Source organism: Pseudomonas sp. GW822-FHT06D10 (assembly GCF_058799535.1).
On the sequence record NZ_JBXALN010000008.1, the window covers coordinates 1 to 15,613 of the forward strand.

The window sequence follows — 15,613 nt, forward strand, 5'->3', positions numbered from 1 at the left end:
AAGTCGTGCTGGATGCCTTGGATGTCCAGGCTGAAGTGGGTTTGATCGGCAGGGTTGAACATGAGTCGCTCCTTGACATGTTGCGGCTAAGTCCATTAACCGAAGCGCTGCGGGGCCGAGGCCACGCTGCGGACACGCAGTAACGTAGCAAGTTGCAACTCGTCACGTTTGTAGGAAATGTCTGAAATACCGACCGATCAGCCCGTTCCATGACCTCCTTTATCTCACCGCCATCCGGGTGCTGAGGGTGCTGGAAGGAAAGTTGCGAATGCTCATGTGGCGACTGATCGGTGGGAGCCCTCGGCATACCCTGCCCCTCAAATCGCGGTCACCGAAAATTCCTACAACTCGCGTCCGATTGCATCACCTTGTCCCTCCAAGGCGATGCCATTAAGGTCTGAGAGTCATTGCAAATTCAGTGACAGGGGTGTGGAAGCCCCTATATCGTTAGGCGCGCAAAGCACCAGCAACGGTCAGGCATGTTTGTAGCCTGCACTTCATGGTGGCTGTGCGCGGGGCACTCTTGAGTGCGCCGGGTGCCTAACGTCCCGGTCTTCCACACCTGCGTACAGCCGCCACCTAATTACGTGGAAGTGATTTTTGGCGACTCCGACTCATACGTTAGGAAGCAGACCAATGAAGAAAATCACACCTGATCCACCCACCAACACAGTGGATAAAAACGTGGAGCAATACATGCCCCTCACCAGCAACGACTACAACATCCCCGCCCTGCTGGTGGACACCCAGGCCCCGCTGGACGCTCTCCACGAAGCCGCCGCGCACCGCATCCGCGCGGCCACCCAGTTGCTGGAGAACATCGCCAGCCACGACAACCTGCAGAGCAACCCGGCCCTGCTCCAGGACTTCGCCCAGCTGTGCGTCATCCCCCTGCGCGATGGCTGCGACCTGCTGGACGTACTGGGCCGACGCCTGCAGGAACAACTGCTGACCTGACCCCGGCTCCAGGACCGGCAGCGCCTCGCCGGCCCTCTCAAGCGGCCGTGCTCGCCTGCCCAGCAGTCCCGTAATTGCAAAGAGACATTAGCCCATTTGTGCTAATCGACCCTCCCCCAACCCAGGGCTATAGTGCCGGGCAACCATCTGATCTCCCCACCGCTGCCAGCCTGCCGTGTCGGGAGCGGCTGCGCCGTTGAAAACACAACAACACCAAGGAAGATTCATCATGAAACTCCAGTCCAGCCTCCGCCCCGTTGCCCTGCTCAGCCTCCTGGCACTCGCCCTGGGCGGTTGCGCCATCGCCAAACCGAGCAACGACGACCTCAAGAACCGCGCCCAGATCACCCTTGGCAAGCCGGTTTCCACGGTTTCCAACGTACGCAGCGACGCGTCCCAGACCTACTTCACCGCCAGCACCAGTGCCGGCGAATACAATTGCGTACTGCCCAGCGGCGGCATGGTCGCCTTCGCCACCATGGGTGGAGCGGTAGCGCTGCCGGCCGAGTGCAGCAAACAATAAACCGCTAGCCCCTGGCCAACCAGGTTCGCCGCGACGGGCTGCCCCGGTGTAGCAGCGGGACAGCGTCGGGCGAGCACCGCTCCCTCCTGAAAAGGTCCTGAGTTGATGAAACCCCGTCTCTTCATGGTGACAGGCCTGGCCCTGCTCGCCTGTACCCTGATTGCCTGCGCGCCGCGCCAAGGGCGAACCCTAGACGAATACCCGCCAGTCAAGATTCCCACCGTGCAGTACCCCGACGAGCCCTTCGACACCCAGGCCGCGCGCGCCGCGCTGCAACCCGGCACCGCAACGCTCACCGGCAAGTTCTGTATCGTCGGCAATGACGGTATCGAAGACAGCCGCGACGTCGAGATCTATCTCTACCCGGCCACCCCGCACCTGCAGGCCTGGCACAAGTTGCGCGCGTCCCAACCCGAAGGCGCCCCGGTGAGCATGGTCCCCGAGGCCCTGGCCGTGCACCGGGTGACCCGCACCGACGGCAACGGCATCTTCCAGTTCACGGGGCTGCAACCGGGCCGCTACTTCGTCCAGGGCCACGATATGGTGTACGGCACCAGCCGCTGGAACGAGTACGTGGGCACCGGCCAGAGCAACACCAACTACGGGCCGGTGACCACTCACTACTACACCGAGCGCAGTTCGATCTCTTCGTACTCGGGCATGCTGGATGACTTCGTCGAACTGGCCAGCGGCGAGAACAAGAAGCTGACCATGACCAACTACCCCCTGCTTATCCCGTGCCGGACCTGGTAACCGTCTCTGGCGCCGCAGCCCTGTGGGCAGGCACCAGCGGTGCCTCGCGCAGGGCTCGCAAGGTGCTGCGCAGTTCCACCGGCCGCACCGGCTTGGACAGGATGGCGATGTTGCGGTCGTGCAGGGCGGCGTGGATTTTCTCGATGTCGTGCCCGGTGATAATCAGCGCCGGCACTTCCCAGCCCCGCTGCTGGCGGATGCTGTCGATGCATTCGATACCCGAGGCCCGGGTGCCCAGGTCATAGTCGGCGACGATAATGTCGCAATCGGTCAGTAGGTTCTCCCCGCTCGATTCGGCCTGGACCACGCAGCCCCAGCGCTCCAGCAGCGCCGAAGTGGCCAGCAGCACGTTACGGTCATCCTCCACCAGACAGACCCGCAGCCCGGTCAGCAAGCCGCTCTGCAACGCCTCGTCACGACCGTGCAAACGCTGTGGCGCGGCCAGTGACAGGCCGTGCAGGCTGACCGTGGTGCCGTGGTCGACCCGCGAACGAATCGTCACCTGCAGGTCAGTCATCTGCCCCAGGCGCTTGACGATGGACAGGCCCAGGCCGACGCCTTCGACGTCCTTGTCCCGTACCTGGCGAACCCGGTAGAACTCATCGAAGATCTTCGGCAGATGCTCCTCGGCAATCCCCCGGCCCTGGTCATAGATGACAATGGCCAGGCCTTGGCCACGCCGGCGTACGCCAATCAGCACCGGCCGTTCCGCGGCGTACTTGAAGCAATTGGACAGCACGTTCTGCACCATGGTCGCCAACAGCCCCGGGTCGACCCGCACCCAATGGGCGCAAGGCCGCAGCCGCAGTTCGACACCCGCCCAGCGCGCCGCCTCGGAATTCTGGCGCACCAGGTCGCGCAGCAGTTCGCCCAGGTGGACGGTTTCGTACTTGGGCTGCACCCGCCCGTTGTCCAGGGTGTAGAGGTCGAGGATCGAGCGGAACAACTGCGAGACGTTGAGCAGCGAACGATCGATGTTGTCCACCAGGCGCCGCTCATCCACCCCCAGGCTGGCTTCGCGCAGGCAGGCGGTGAACAGGCCGATGGAGTGGATCGGCTGGCGCAGGTCATGGCTGGCCTGGGCCAGGAAACGGGATTTTTCCAGGTTGGCGGCAATCGCCTCTTCCGAAGCCAGGCGGGTGCGCTTGAGCAGGATGTGAGCGTACACCGGGATCACCGTGCTGGTAATCATCAGCATCAGCACCATGTAGGGCTGGGCCTGCCAATAGGGGGTCAGCAGGTAGACCATGAACAGCGCGAACAGCGCCAGCACGGTGGCGATGGCCAGGTAGCGCGAGCCGAAACGCATGCCATTGCCCAGGTTGACCCAGACCATCACCGCATAGATCGGCAGCGCCCCCTCGCCGCCTACCACCAAGCCGTAACAGGTGCCGGTGTAGTCATAGACCATGCCCAGGATGCGCCGCGCCGGGTAGTGCCCGGGCCAACGGGCAATGGCCATGCGCAGCACGATCGACCCCAGCATGAACAGGGAAATGTAGATCATCACCGGCACGTAGGGATCCACATCCTGCCCCGGCAGGAAGCCGATCACGCCAAACCAGACCAGGGCGCATCCGGCGACGATAATCCGCAGGGTGGCCTGATCGAGTTCACTGTCTTTCTCAACTTTCATGCAATCACCTCCTTGTGCAATATGCGCTGCCGTGGTCTTTTGCCGTTCGGCAAACTGGCCCATAGGACACGACCAGCGGGCAGTTACAACACCGTGCGCCAAGTTAGCATGCCCACAGGACTGGATGTTTCAAGGAGTTTCAAACATGACATGCCGGATTATCGTCGCCGACGACCACCCGTTGTTTCGCGAAGGCATGCTGCGCACCATCCAGCGCTTGCTGCCCGATGCCGTGCTCGAAGAGGCCGGCGACCTGGCTGCGGTAATGGCCCTGGCCGAGAGCGGCGAGGAGCCGGACTCGCTGATTCTCGACCTGCGCTTTCCCGGCCTGACCTCGGTCAGCATGATTGCCGGCCTGCGCCAGCAATTGCCGCGCACCTCGATCATCGTGGTGTCGATGGTCGACAACCAGGACCTGATCGCCGAAGTCATGGCCGCCGGGGCCGACGGTTTCATCGGCAAGAGCATCAGCCCGGACGAGATCGGCCAGGCGATACAGGCCATCCGCGAAGGCGAAGTGGTGGTCAAGTACGCGCCTTCCGGCCTGCTGCTGCCCCTGGACGCCTGCGCCGAAGTGAGCCAGCTGACCACCCGGCAACAGGAAGTCCTGCGCCTGATCGCCCAGGGCAAGACCAACAAGGAAATCGCCCGAGAGCTGGATATCTCGCCGTTCACCGTGCGCATCCACGTGTCTTCCCTGCTGCATACCCTCAAGGTGCCGTCGCGCGCCGCGGCGGCGGTGAAGTTCGCCGGCACCTGGTAAACCGGGACAATCGGGGCCGCGCTATCGGGCGGCCTGCACCAGAATGCCAAGACACTGTTGGTCAGCGCGCGCCGTTAATGCTGGGAAGACCTGCGCAAATGAGGCAGCATCGGTTCTGGCACGCCGGTATAAACGCCATGGCATTGGGCGGCACGCCAGGAACAGCGTGCTGGCGCGACCGCCCTCGCAGGAGAAAGACATCATGAGCACGGATAAACGTGATGAGTTGTTTGAACGGTTACACCACTGGTTCGGTGACTCGGAAGCCGCCAACTGGAACGAATACACCACCGAGCAGGTGGCCAAGGGAGTCCTCCACGCCTTTACCCCGTCGCAATGGCAACGCCTCGGCGAAACCCTGCTGTCGCGCCCCGAGTACTGGCAGCACCGCTGCGCGGTGTCCCTGGGAGAGTTGCGCAGCCCGCCAGCCATCGAGCTGCTGAAACGCCTGCTGGTGGATTCGCCCTACCTGGACGTGAGGGTCATGGCGATCTATGAACTGGACTGGTCGGAAGCGGCCATCGAGCCCCGCTATGCGCCCTGCATCCTGGAAATCATGGACAACCTCAGTGAGGAAGGCATAGAGCCGGAGCTGCAAAGCCTGTTGACCAAGGCCGAGTCCGCCGCCCCCTGAGCGCGCCCCCTGGATGGCCATTCGGCCATCCAGCTATCAGCTCGACACCCGGGAGTTCACCAGCCAGCGCTCAAAGGCCTCGGTCGGCAACGGTCGGCTGATCAGATAGCCCTGCACCGTGTCGCAGCCCCAGCTTTCCAGCAATTTCAGGCAATGCTCATATTCCACGCCTTCGGCCACCACCTTGAGCCCCAGCTTGTGGCTCATTTCAATGGTGGAACGCACGATCACCGCATCGCCGCTGGTTTCATCCAGATTGCGGATGAACGACTGGTCGATCTTCAGCTCCTGCACCGGCAGGCGCTGCAACTGCGCCAGGGATGAATAACCGGTACCGAAATCGTCCACCGACAGGCTGATGCCGCAGCCGCGCAAGCGTTGCAGCACGGCCAGGGCCTGCTCCGGGTCGCGCATGATGGCGCTCTCGGTGATCTCGAACACCAACTGTTCGGCTGCCACCTGATAGCCCTCAAGGTAATCGCTGACCCGTACCTCCAGGCCGTCGTCCTCCAGGTCGCTGGCCGATATGTTCAGTGACAGGCGTACGGGCAGGGCCCGGCGGTTCCACTCCGCCAACTGGCGGATACAGGCTTCGATGACCCAGGCGGTGAGGCTGTGCATGCTGCCGGTGCGCTCGGCCAGGGGAATGAATTCCGCCGGCGAGACCACGCCGAACACCGGGTGCTGCCAGCGCAGCAGGGCTTCGGCCTGGTGCAGGTAGTCCCGGCGCAGATCGAGCTTGGGCTGGTACAACAGGAACAGCTCACCTTCGGCGGCCGCCCGGCGCAGGTCGCGGATCAAGCTGATCTGCCGCTGGTGAGCCAGGTCTCGGTCCTGCTGGTAGACCTGCAAGTAACCGGGCTTGAGCGAAGCATCATGGCGGGCGATGGCGGCGCGGCTGATCAGTTCCTCGGCGGACTTGCCGTCGGCGGGGTACACCGCCATTCCCATGCAGATCTGCCGGCGCACCTCATCGCCCTGGATCAGTTGCGGCCGGCTGAGCAGGTCATGCAGCCGGTCAGCCATGGCCATGGCCCCGTCCAGTTCGGTGTCCTCCAGCAACAGGAGGAATTCACTGGCGGTGATCCGGGCCGCCGTATCGCCCTGGGACAATACTTCCCGCAGGCGCCGGCTGAGCTCGCCCATCATCTGGTCCAGGCCTTCTGTGCCAAAGCCTTCGTTGATCGCCCGATAGTTGTCGATGCCCAGGTAGAGCAGCACCACATTGCGCCGGGCGGCAATGGCTTTGGTCAGGCGTTCGATGGCCAGGGCCCGGTTCGGCAGCCCGGTCAGCGGATCATGCAGAGCGTTGTGGGCCAGTTGCCGTTCGCGGGTGGCAATGGCGCTCTGCATGGCGTTGAAGGCATCTGCCAGCACCCCGAACTCGTCGCTGCGCTTGATGGTTACCGGGGCCTGATAGTTACCGGCACCGATGCGTCTTGCCGCCTGGGCCAGGTCTTCCAGGGGCCGCGATACCCGCCGCGCCATCAGCAGGGCGCAGACCAGGGAGACCACCAGCGCCACCATGGCGATCCACATGAACTCCCGGTCCAGCGGGGCAAAGGCCTGCAACGCCTGCTCCAGGGGACTTTGCAGCAAGGCCATGACCCGCGGATCGCCGGCATCCCCGGTATTGGCCAGTTGCAAGGCCTGGTTGAGGAAACGCTGGCCATGGGTCTCGCTCAACTGCGGCAGGGATTGCCACAGGGAGTCGGCCAGGACATTGATGATGGGCGACCAGAAGAACTCCGGCTGGGTGCTGAACAGCTCGCCGGGATGCTGACCATCGACCGTCAGAAACGACACTTCCAGGTTGCTCATGGAGCGCAGTTCCTGGGCAAACAGCTCATCCATGGGAAAGCCCATCACTACTCGGGCGATGGGTAGCGACTCCAGCACTTCCCCCTGGACCAGCAGATAGGGCCGGCCCTTGATTGCGACGAAGAGCATGTGGGTGTTGTGCCGCATGGCCCGGCGCAGGGCCTGGTCGTAGGGAAAGTGCTGGTCCCGGGCGATCACCGGCAGGGTGCTGGCGATGACCCGGCCCTCGGGGCTGAGCACGAACATCTCGCTGGAGCGGATGCCGCCGCTATGCTGGGCCAGGGCGGCAAGGATATCCACCGGCTTGCCGCTGAGCACCGCCCGGCGAAACTCGGAATCCACCACCAGCCAGTCGACACCGTACTGCAGGTTGCGACCGCGCAAGTCCAGCAGCCGTTCGAATACCCGGGTGCCGATCTTCAGTTGCAATTGCGCCTGGCGCTCCACCGCTTGGGTGGTGGCGGTCTTGACCGCGAAATACACCGCGGCAATCAATACCAACAGCAATAGCGCCAGCACCCCGACAATCCTTGCCTGAAAGGTTCGGCGCCACTTCATAAGGCTGCTCTCAGTCGCTCCAAGTCCCCGGCGGGCCTTGAAAAGGCCGACGCGGATAACCCCTGCCGGAAGCTGAAAAATCCCTTCTTCATACCCATCCCTCTGAGAAGCTGAATGCGCGCGTCAAATAAATGCCAGCTTCATTCCGGCACTCCGGGCAATCAGATTAATCCTCAAACTACACAAGATCACGCAATAAAACAGGTGACATCGCAGTCATTTTATTGACAACCCATGTCAAGCAGCCCCTTCAAGTGAGCTTGAATCCCTTCGCAAAAACCCCCAGGCATGCAGCAAGAACAGCCTAGACCGCGGCTATGCAACGCTTCTCTGCCAGGGCAAGGGGCGATGCAGCGGCATTTCCCACCGCTTCGGAAAAACGCTGAAACCAGTCCCCCATTGAAACCCGCGGCGACCTGCCCCATCTAAGCTGCATAGTCCATCGCGCAGGAGCCTCCATGAGCGACCAGCAAGAATTTCCCGAAGATCCACGTGACTACGTCGATCCGGAAAACACCGAACACCAGGCTGCCCATGGCACCGGCCTGGCCCTGCCCGGACAGAATCTGCCGGACAAGGTCTACATCATCCCGATTCACAATCGTCCCTTCTTTCCTGCGCAAGTATTGCCGGTCATCGTCAATGAAGAGCCCTGGGCCGAAACCCTGGAACTGGTGAGCAAATCCGAGCATCACTCCCTTGCCCTGTTTTTCATGGACACCCCGCAGGAGGACCCGCGACACTTCGATACCTCCGCGCTGCCGGAGTACGGCACCCTGGTCAAGGTCCATCACGCCAGCCGTGAAAACGGCAAGCTGCAGTTCGTTGCCCAGGGCCTGACCCGGGTGCGCATCCGCACCTGGCTCAAGCACCATCGTCCGCCCTACCTGGTGGAGGTCGAGTACCCCCATCAGCCCAGCGAGCCCACCGACGAGGTCAAGGCCTACGGCATGGCGCTGATCAATGCGATCAAGGAGCTGCTGCCGCTCAACCCGCTGTACAGCGAAGAGCTGAAGAACTACCTCAACCGCTTCAGCCCCAACGACCCGTCGCCCCTGACCGACTTCGCCGCCGCCCTGACCTCCGCCACCGGCAACGAACTGCAGGAAGTGCTGGACTGCGTGCCCATGCTCAAGCGCATGGAAAAAGTCCTGCCGATGCTGCGCAAGGAAGTCGAAGTGGCGCGCCTGCAGAAAGAGATTTCCGCCGAGGTCAACCGCAAGATCGGCGAGCACCAGCGCGAGTTCTTCCTCAAGGAGCAGCTCAAGGTGATCCAGCAGGAGCTGGGGTTGACCAAGGATGACCGCAGCGCCGACCTGGAGCAGTTCGAACAGCGCCTGACTGGCAAAGTGCTGCCGCCCCAGGCGCAGAAACGCATCGATGAGGAAATGAACAAGCTGTCGATCCTGGAGACCGGTTCGCCGGAATATGCGGTTACCCGCAACTACCTGGAATGGGCCACGGCCGTGCCCTGGGGCGTCTTCGGCGACGACAAGCTCGACCTCAAGCACGCGCGCAAGGTGCTGGACAAGCACCACGCCGGGCTCGACGACATCAAGAACCGGATCCTCGAATTCCTCGCGGTGGGCGCCTACAAGGGCGAGATCAGCGGCTCCATCGTGCTGCTGGTAGGCCCACCCGGTGTCGGCAAGACCAGCGTCGGCAAATCCATCGCCGAATCCCTGGGGCGGCCGTTCTACCGCTTCAGCGTCGGCGGCATGCGTGATGAAGCCGAGATCAAGGGCCACCGCCGCACCTACATCGGCGCCCAGCCGGGCAAGCTGGTGCAGGCCCTCAAGGAAGTGGAGGTGATGAACCCGGTGATCATGCTCGACGAGATCGACAAGATGGGCCAGAGCTACCAGGGCGACCCGGCCTCGGCCCTCCTGGAGACCCTGGACCCGGAGCAGAACGTCGACTTCCTCGATCATTACCTGGACCTGCGCATGGACCTGTCCAAGGTCCTGTTCGTGTGCACTGCCAACACCCTGGATTCGATTCCCGGCCCGCTGCTGGACCGTATGGAAGTGATTCGCCTGTCCGGCTACATCACCGAAGAAAAACTGGCCATCGCCAAACGCCACCTGTGGCCCAAGCAGCTGGAAAAGGCCGGTGTCGCCAAGACCAGCCTGAGCATCAGCGACAGCGCCCTGCGCACGGTGATCGATGGCTACGCCCGGGAAGCCGGGGTGCGCCAGCTGGAGAAACAACTGGGCAAGCTGGTACGCAAGGCCGTGGTCAAGCTGCTGGACGAGCCGGACGCCACGATCAAGATCGCGCCCAAGGACCTGGAGGCTTCCCTGGGCATGCCGGTGTTCCGTAACGAGCAGGTCCTGAGCGGCACCGGGGTCATCACCGGCCTGGCCTGGACCAGCATGGGCGGCGCCACCCTGCCTATCGAGGCCACGCGCATTCACACCCACAACCGCGGCTTCAAGCTCACCGGGCAACTGGGGGATGTGATGAAGGAATCGGCGGAGATCGCCTACAGCTACGTCAGCTCGCACCTCAAGCAATTCGGCGGCGACAGCAAGTTCTTCGACGAAGCCTTCGTCCACCTGCACGTTCCCGAAGGCGCCACCCCCAAGGACGGCCCCAGTGCCGGGGTGACCATGGCCAGCGCCCTGCTGTCCCTGGCGCGCAACCAGCCGCCGAAGAAAGGCGTGGCCATGACCGGCGAGCTGACCCTCACCGGCCACGTGCTGCCGATTGGCGGGGTGCGCGAGAAAGTCATCGCCGCGCGGCGCCAGAAGATCCACGAGCTGATCTTGCCGGAGCCCAACCGCGGGCATTTCGAAGAACTGCCGGACTACCTCAAGGAAGGCATCACCGTGCATTTTGCCAAGCGTTTTGCCGACGTGGCCAAAGTGTTGTTCTAACCCCTTTCGCCGGCAAGCCGGCTCCTGCAGGGCCCCCCTCGCAGGAGCCGGCTTGCCGGCGAACAGGCCATAACCGCCAACCTTTATTCCCCTCCCCACACCGCCCATCATCTTCAGTTATGCTCGCCGTTCGTCATGAATGATCGGAGCTTCCTGACCCATGCCCACACCCCGCCTTCTTGCCCTGCTCAGCCTCGCCCTGCTGACCGCTTGCGCCAGCCAGCCCAAGCAGAACGTCACCGTTGAAAACCAGAGTGAATGCCCGCTGCAACTGCACAATGGGCAGAACCTGATCCTCACCCTGCCAAGCAACCCCACCACCGGTTATCGCTGGGCGATCCAGGATTCGGCCGGCGGCATCCTGCGCAAGGTCAGCCCCGAGGTCTACAGCAACCCCGAAGACACCGGCCTGGTGGGCAGTGGCGGGCAGTCGACCTGGCGTTTCCAGGCCTTCGCCAGCGGCCAGGGCCGGCTGCTGCTGACCTACCAGCAACCCTGGGCACCGGAAGAGGCCCCGGTGAAGGCCTTCGACTGCTCGATCACGGTGAACTGACATGGGCTGGCTGATACTGGCGCTGATGGGCGCCGCCACCTTCCTCTACGGCGTCAGCGTGCATGCCACCCTGCTCTGCCTGCTGGTCAAGCCACTGCCGGTGCTGGCCCTGTTGGGCTGGCTGCACGATGCACCGCCCGGGGACTACCGGCGCTGGATCATCATCGGCCTGCTGTTCTCGGTGCTGGGGGATGTCCTGCTGGCCTGGCCCACGGACCTGTTCGTGTTCGGTCTCGGAGCCTTCCTGGTGGCGCACCTGGCCTACCTCAAGGCCTACCTCAGTGACTGCCGGCGCCCGGCGCTGCTGCCCTTGCTGGTGGCACTGGCCATTGGCGCGGTGCTGTTGAGCATCCTGATCTCCCACGGCCTGGGGCCGTTGCTGGTGCCGGTGATCGTCTACGCCCTGACCATCAGCGCCATGCTCTGGCGCGCCCTGGCACGCCTCGGCTCAGCGGTGCCCACGCGGTCCGCGGTACTGGCAGCGCTGGGCGCCCTGAGCTTTGCCTTCTCCGACAGCCTGATCGGCATCAGCCGCTTCGTGCTGGCCTTCGACGCCGCGCCCTACCTGATCATCATTTTCTACTGGCTGGGCCAGTGGGGCATTGCCGCTTCGGCGTTTAGCCAGAAGCCGCGCTGAGCCGCCTGCGCCGGCAGGCCGGTCCCTACTCTCCGTAGGAGCCGGCTTGCCGGCGAAAGGACCACACCTTGCGTCGCCCTGCGCCCCTGAAGGCCCTGCGGGCCTTATCGCAGCCTGCGGCAGCGGCTACAATGCCGCCCTCTTTTTATCTCCATCGCCGGAACCGCCGTGAGCAAAGAACCCGACCGCCTTTTCGCCCAGCCACTGGCCCAGGTGCCCGACTTCGCCTTCAACGAGGATGTGGTGCGGGTGTTCCCGGACATGATCAAGCGCTCGGTGCCGGGTTACCCGACCATTGTCGAGAACCTCGGGGTGCTGGCGGCGCAGTTCGCCCAGCCCAACAGCGTGCTCTACGACCTGGGCTCATCCCTGGGCGCGGTGACCCAGGCCTTGCGCCGCCATGTGCGCACCGACGGTTGCCGGGTCATCGCCGTGGACAATTCGGCGGCCATGGTCGAGCGCTGCCGGGAATACCTCAACGGCCAGGACTCGATGTTCCAGGAGCTGCTGCCGGTGCAGGTGATCGAAGGCGATATCCTGGCCCTGGAGTTCCAGCCGGCCTCGGTGGTGGCCTTGAACTTCACCCTGCAGTTCATCGCCCCCGAGCAGCGCCTGGCCCTGCTCGGGCGCATCCGCCAGTCGCTGCTGCCCGGCGGCGCGCTGATCCTCTCGGAGAAGCTGCGCTTCAACGACACCGAGGAACATGCGCTGCTCACCGACCTGCACATCGCCTTCAAACGCGCCAACGGCTACAGCGAACTGGAAATTGCCCAGAAGCGCAGCGCCATCGAAAACGTCATGAAGCCCGACAGTCTCGAAGAACACCGCGAACGCCTGCTGGCTGCCGGGTTCTCGAAAGTCGTGCCGTGGTTCCAATGCCTTAACTTTGCCTCGTTGATTGCCCTGCCATGATTGATCTGTCCCCCCTCGCTCGCCGTCTGGCGGGTACGCCCCTGGCCACCTGGGCCAATGGGCTGCAAGCCCAGCTCGACGCCAAGATGGAAAAAGGCCATGGCGACCTGGAGCGCTGGCAAAGCGCCCTGGATGCATTGCCGAAGATCCAGCCCAGCGAAATCGACCTGATCAATGGCCTGCGCCTGGACACCGACTGCGACGACGCCACTCGGGCGCAGATGCGCACAGCACTGATGGGCCTGTCGCCGTGGCGCAAGGGCCCGTTCGACCTGTTCGGCGTGCACGTGGACACCGAATGGCGTTCGGACTGGAAGTGGTCGCGGGTCGCTCCGCACCTGGACCTTGAGGGCAAGCGCATCCTCGATGTCGGCTGCGGCAATGGCTACTACATGTGGCGCATGCTTGGCGCCGGCGCCCACAGCGTGATCGGCGTCGACCCCAACTGGCTGTTCTTCTGCCAGTTCCAGGCGGTGCAGCGTTACTTGTCGGAGCCTTCGGTGTGGCACCTGCCGTTCCCCTTCGAAGACCTGCCGGCCAATCTGGAAGGCTTCGACACCGTATTTTCCATGGGGGTGTTCTACCACCGCCGTTCGCCCATCGAGCACCTGCTGGCGCTCAAGGACTGCCTGGTCAAGGGCGGTGAACTGGTGTTGGAAACCCTGGTGGTGGAAGGCGATCAGCACCAGGTGCTGGTGCCGGAAGACCGCTACGCGCAGATGCGCAACGTGTGGTTCCTGCCGTCTGTACCGGCCCTGGAACTGTGGCTGCGGCGCGCCGGGTTCAGCGACGTGCGGTGCGTGGATGTCAGCGTGACCAGCGTCGAGGAGCAGCGCGGGACCGAGTGGATGAAGTATCAGTCCCTGAGCGACTTCCTGGACCCCACCGACCACAGCAAGACCATCGAAGGCCTGCCGGCGCCGATGCGTGCGGTGATAGTCGCCAAGAAATAACCCCGCCTTCCCCCGCAGGAGCTGGCCGGGCGGCGTTCCGCTTGCCAGCGAAGGCGCCCGCCAGAGCGGCGCAAGGTTCAAGAGCCTCTTCGCCGGCAAGCCGGCTCCTACGGTTTTGTGTAGGCCGCGAACCGGTTTGCGATCAGCGCGCTCGACGCGCCTTGAAGAATTCGCTCAGCACCGTGCTGCACTCCTCGGCCAGCACCCCGCCCTCGTACAGCACCCGATGGTTGAGAAACCCTTGGGTGAAGAACTGCCCCTGGCTCTGCACAATGCCGGCCTTGGGTTCCAGTGCGCCGTACACCACCCGGGCAATGCGCGAATGGACGATCAGCCCGGCGCACATGCTGCAAGGTTCAAGGGTCACGTACAGGGTGCTGCCGGGCAGGCGATAGTTGCTCACCGCCTGGGCCGCTTCGCGGATCGCCACCATCTCGGCGTGGGCGCTGGGATCGCTGCCGCTGATGGGGCAGTTGTAGCCACGGCCGATGATCTCGCCATCCAGTACCAGCACCGCACCCACCGGCACTTCCCCCAGGGCGGCGCCTTGGGCCGCCAGGGCAAGGGCTTCACGCATGAAGTCCTGGTCGCGGCTGCGGTCGATGATCGGCGCCGGGCGTATCTGGCGCATCACACCACCTCGATGGCGGCCATAAGGCCGGTTTCCATGTGGTCGATCACGTGGCAGTGGAACATCCAGACCCCCGGGTTATCCGCCACCAGGGCGACCCGGGCACGCTCGTTCTTGCCCAGCAGGTAGGTGTCGGTGAAGTAGGGGGTGATCTTCTTGCGGTTCGAGGCGATGACCTTGAAGCTCATGCCGTGCAAGTGGATCGGGTGCTGGTACTGGGTCATGTTCTTCAATTCGAAAATGTAGCTCTTGCCCTTTTTCAGGGTGGCAATCGGGCGGTCGGCGCAGGTCTTGTCGGTGATGTCCCAGGCCTGGCCATTGATCTGCCACAGGCTTGGCGGCTTGCCATTGTCCACGTTCACCGAGACCGAGCCAACCCATTCGAAATTGAAGTTGAGCTTCTCGGCGTTGTCGAGATCCGGCTCGGCCACGGGGTTGGCCGGCAAGGCGGCGGGCCACTGGGTGGGCGCGTCGTTGTTGGCCACCGAGCGCAAAGTGCCCAGGCGCACCGGTCCGTTGCGCAGGGACAACTCCACACCGGCCGCCGGCGCCTTGATCGCCAGGCAGATGCGCATGCCCGGGCCCAGCCAGTATTCCTTGCCCAAGGGGCGCGGCTCGATGGGATTGCCGTCCAGGGCGTAGATCTGCGCTTCGACATCCGGGATGTTGATGCGGTAGGTCAGGGTGTTGTCCAGGTTCAGCAGTCGCACCCGGGTGATCTGCCCGGCCGGCAGGTCGATCACCGCCTGGGACACACCGTTGATGGTGGACAGGCGCCCGGCCGTACCACCGCGCGCCGCCTCCCGAGGGATGCTGAAGGGCATGAACGCGCCCTCTTCATCCACGTGCCAGCTTTTCAGGCTCAGGGTGCGCTCGTACTTGAAGCCGGTGGGTTCGCGTTCTTCGATGATCAGCGGGCCCACCAGGCCGCGACCCAGTTCTTCACTGCTGTTCACATGGGGGTGATACCAGTAGCTGCCGGCATCCGGTACGCGGAACTTGTAATCGAAGTATTCGCCGGGCAGCACCGGCAGTTGCGAGACGTAAGGCACGCCGTCCATTTCCAGGGGCAGGCGGATGCCGTGCCAGTGGATGGTGGTGGCCACCGGCAGGTGGTTGATGAAGCGTACCCGCAGCCATTCGCCCTGCCGCACCCGCAGTTCGGTACCCGGCGCCGAAGGGCCGAAGGCCCAGGCCTCGGTCTTGTGCCCAGGCACCAGCTCCACGTCCAGTGGCGCGGCGATCAGCTCGTAATCGTGCCCCGCCTCGGCGTCAGCCATCTTTCCCAGCCAATAACGCGATGCGCCGCCCGCCCCCACGCCCACCACTACCAGACCGGCCAGACCACCGAGTATTTGTCGACGGGTAAAGGACATGGACTCAACTACCTCACGTATCAGCCG

General features: G+C 63.7%; 14 protein-coding genes. 10 read left to right on the forward strand and 4 right to left on the reverse strand.

Annotated elements, in window-relative coordinates; genetic code table 11:
* Positions 1 to 636: 636 nt before the first annotated feature.
* The 3 genes from AC1RL5_RS24400 to AC1RL5_RS24410 all read left to right on the forward strand — a co-directional run bounded on the left by AC1RL5_RS24400 (position 637) and on the right by AC1RL5_RS24410 (position 2,233).
* Positions 637 to 957, forward strand: coding sequence for a hypothetical protein (locus tag AC1RL5_RS24400; RefSeq protein ID WP_103407152.1), 321 nt, complete (start codon positions 637 to 639; stop codon positions 955 to 957).
* A gap of 229 nt (positions 958 to 1,186) precedes the next feature.
* The gene (locus AC1RL5_RS24405; protein WP_015636856.1) at positions 1,187 to 1,480 is read left to right on the forward strand and encodes a hypothetical protein; all 294 of its coding nucleotides are present in this window, start codon (positions 1,187 to 1,189) and stop codon (positions 1,478 to 1,480) included.
* Between the two features lie 105 nt (positions 1,481 to 1,585).
* Positions 1,586 to 2,233 (forward strand): carboxypeptidase-like regulatory domain-containing protein, encoded by a 648-nt coding sequence (locus AC1RL5_RS24410; RefSeq protein ID WP_072450858.1) that lies wholly within the window; start codon positions 1,586 to 1,588, stop codon positions 2,231 to 2,233.
* Here AC1RL5_RS24410 and AC1RL5_RS24415 read toward each other — a convergent pair.
* Positions 2,211 to 3,869 (reverse strand): ATP-binding response regulator, encoded by a 1,659-nt coding sequence (locus tag AC1RL5_RS24415; protein ID WP_053153562.1) that lies wholly within the window; start codon positions 3,867 to 3,869, stop codon positions 2,211 to 2,213. The two genes, AC1RL5_RS24410 and AC1RL5_RS24415, sit on opposite strands and share 23 nt — an antisense overlap.
* A gap of 145 nt (positions 3,870 to 4,014) precedes the next feature.
* Between AC1RL5_RS24415 and AC1RL5_RS24420 the strand changes: the two genes are divergently transcribed.
* Both AC1RL5_RS24420 and AC1RL5_RS24425 read left to right on the forward strand, forming a co-directional pair.
* Positions 4,015 to 4,632 (forward strand): LuxR C-terminal-related transcriptional regulator, encoded by a 618-nt coding sequence (locus tag AC1RL5_RS24420; protein ID WP_072450859.1) that lies wholly within the window; start codon positions 4,015 to 4,017, stop codon positions 4,630 to 4,632.
* Between the two features lie 202 nt (positions 4,633 to 4,834).
* Positions 4,835 to 5,266, forward strand: coding sequence for a hypothetical protein (locus tag AC1RL5_RS24425; RefSeq protein ID WP_072450860.1), 432 nt, complete (start codon positions 4,835 to 4,837; stop codon positions 5,264 to 5,266).
* 36 nt (positions 5,267 to 5,302) lie between these two features.
* Here the strand turns inward: AC1RL5_RS24425 and AC1RL5_RS24430 are convergent, their stop codons facing one another.
* The gene (locus AC1RL5_RS24430; protein WP_072450861.1) at positions 5,303 to 7,645 is read right to left on the reverse strand and encodes a putative bifunctional diguanylate cyclase/phosphodiesterase; all 2,343 of its coding nucleotides are present in this window, start codon (positions 7,643 to 7,645) and stop codon (positions 5,303 to 5,305) included.
* Positions 7,646 to 8,103: 458 nt separating this feature from the next.
* Here AC1RL5_RS24430 and lon point away from each other — a divergent pair, with 458 nt between their 5' ends.
* The 5 genes from lon to cmoB all read left to right on the forward strand — a co-directional run bounded on the left by lon (position 8,104) and on the right by cmoB (position 13,579).
* A complete protein-coding gene (gene lon / locus AC1RL5_RS24435) occupies positions 8,104 to 10,524 on the forward strand; it encodes an endopeptidase La (protein WP_011063176.1) in 2,421 nt (806 codons plus the stop codon).
* A gap of 160 nt (positions 10,525 to 10,684) precedes the next feature.
* Positions 10,685 to 11,077, forward strand: coding sequence for a protease inhibitor I42 family protein (locus tag AC1RL5_RS24440; RefSeq protein WP_011063177.1), 393 nt, complete (start codon positions 10,685 to 10,687; stop codon positions 11,075 to 11,077).
* A 1-nt stretch (position 11,078) separates the two neighbouring features.
* Positions 11,079 to 11,714, forward strand: a complete 636-nt coding sequence (locus AC1RL5_RS24445) for a lysoplasmalogenase (RefSeq protein ID WP_011063178.1) — start codon at positions 11,079 to 11,081, stop codon at positions 11,712 to 11,714.
* A gap of 168 nt (positions 11,715 to 11,882) precedes the next feature.
* The gene (cmoA, locus tag AC1RL5_RS24450) at positions 11,883 to 12,626 is read left to right on the forward strand and encodes a carboxy-S-adenosyl-L-methionine synthase CmoA (RefSeq protein ID WP_346633979.1); all 744 of its coding nucleotides are present in this window, start codon (positions 11,883 to 11,885) and stop codon (positions 12,624 to 12,626) included.
* The gene (cmoB, locus tag AC1RL5_RS24455) at positions 12,623 to 13,579 is read left to right on the forward strand and encodes a tRNA 5-methoxyuridine(34)/uridine 5-oxyacetic acid(34) synthase CmoB (protein ID WP_072450862.1); all 957 of its coding nucleotides are present in this window, start codon (positions 12,623 to 12,625) and stop codon (positions 13,577 to 13,579) included. The genes cmoA and cmoB overlap by 4 nt, the downstream gene beginning before the upstream one ends.
* Before the next feature lie 142 nt (positions 13,580 to 13,721).
* On the opposite strand, the gene tadA is transcribed toward cmoB, so the two are convergent.
* Positions 13,722 to 14,210: a tRNA adenosine(34) deaminase TadA gene (gene tadA / locus AC1RL5_RS24460; protein WP_492589834.1), complete on the reverse strand. Its 489-nt coding sequence runs from the start codon at positions 14,208 to 14,210 to the stop codon at positions 13,722 to 13,724.
* Entirely contained in the window at positions 14,210 to 15,586 is a 1,377-nt protein-coding gene (locus AC1RL5_RS24465) for a multicopper oxidase family protein (RefSeq protein ID WP_015636864.1), read from the reverse strand. The genes tadA and AC1RL5_RS24465 overlap by 1 nt, the downstream gene beginning before the upstream one ends.
* Positions 15,587 to 15,613: the final 27 nt, after the last annotated feature.

Excerpts from the sequence above, each read along its gene's own strand:
- AC1RL5_RS24400 (WP_103407152.1), top strand. The coding sequence starts at position 637 with ATGAAGAAAATCACACCTGATCCACCCACCAACACAGTGGATAAAAAC.
- AC1RL5_RS24405 (WP_015636856.1), top strand. The coding sequence starts at position 1,187 with ATGAAACTCCAGTCCAGCCTCCGCCCCGTTGCCCTGCTCAGCCTCCTG.
- AC1RL5_RS24410 (WP_072450858.1), top strand. The coding sequence starts at position 1,586 with ATGAAACCCCGTCTCTTCATGGTGACAGGCCTGGCCCTGCTCGCCTGT.
- AC1RL5_RS24415 (WP_053153562.1), bottom strand. The coding sequence starts at position 3,869 with ATGAAAGTTGAGAAAGACAGTGAACTCGATCAGGCCACCCTGCGGATT.
- AC1RL5_RS24420 (WP_072450859.1), top strand. The coding sequence starts at position 4,015 with ATGACATGCCGGATTATCGTCGCCGACGACCACCCGTTGTTTCGCGAA.
- AC1RL5_RS24425 (WP_072450860.1), top strand. The coding sequence starts at position 4,835 with ATGAGCACGGATAAACGTGATGAGTTGTTTGAACGGTTACACCACTGG.
- AC1RL5_RS24430 (WP_072450861.1), bottom strand. The coding sequence starts at position 7,645 with ATGAAGTGGCGCCGAACCTTTCAGGCAAGGATTGTCGGGGTGCTGGCG.
- lon (WP_011063176.1), top strand. The coding sequence starts at position 8,104 with ATGAGCGACCAGCAAGAATTTCCCGAAGATCCACGTGACTACGTCGAT.
- AC1RL5_RS24440 (WP_011063177.1), top strand. The coding sequence starts at position 10,685 with ATGCCCACACCCCGCCTTCTTGCCCTGCTCAGCCTCGCCCTGCTGACC.
- AC1RL5_RS24445 (WP_011063178.1), top strand. The coding sequence starts at position 11,079 with ATGGGCTGGCTGATACTGGCGCTGATGGGCGCCGCCACCTTCCTCTAC.
- cmoB (WP_072450862.1), top strand. The coding sequence starts at position 12,623 with ATGATTGATCTGTCCCCCCTCGCTCGCCGTCTGGCGGGTACGCCCCTG.
- tadA (WP_492589834.1), bottom strand. The coding sequence starts at position 14,210 with ATGCGCCAGATACGCCCGGCGCCGATCATCGACCGCAGCCGCGACCAG.
- AC1RL5_RS24465 (WP_015636864.1), bottom strand. The coding sequence starts at position 15,586 with ATGTCCTTTACCCGTCGACAAATACTCGGTGGTCTGGCCGGTCTGGTA.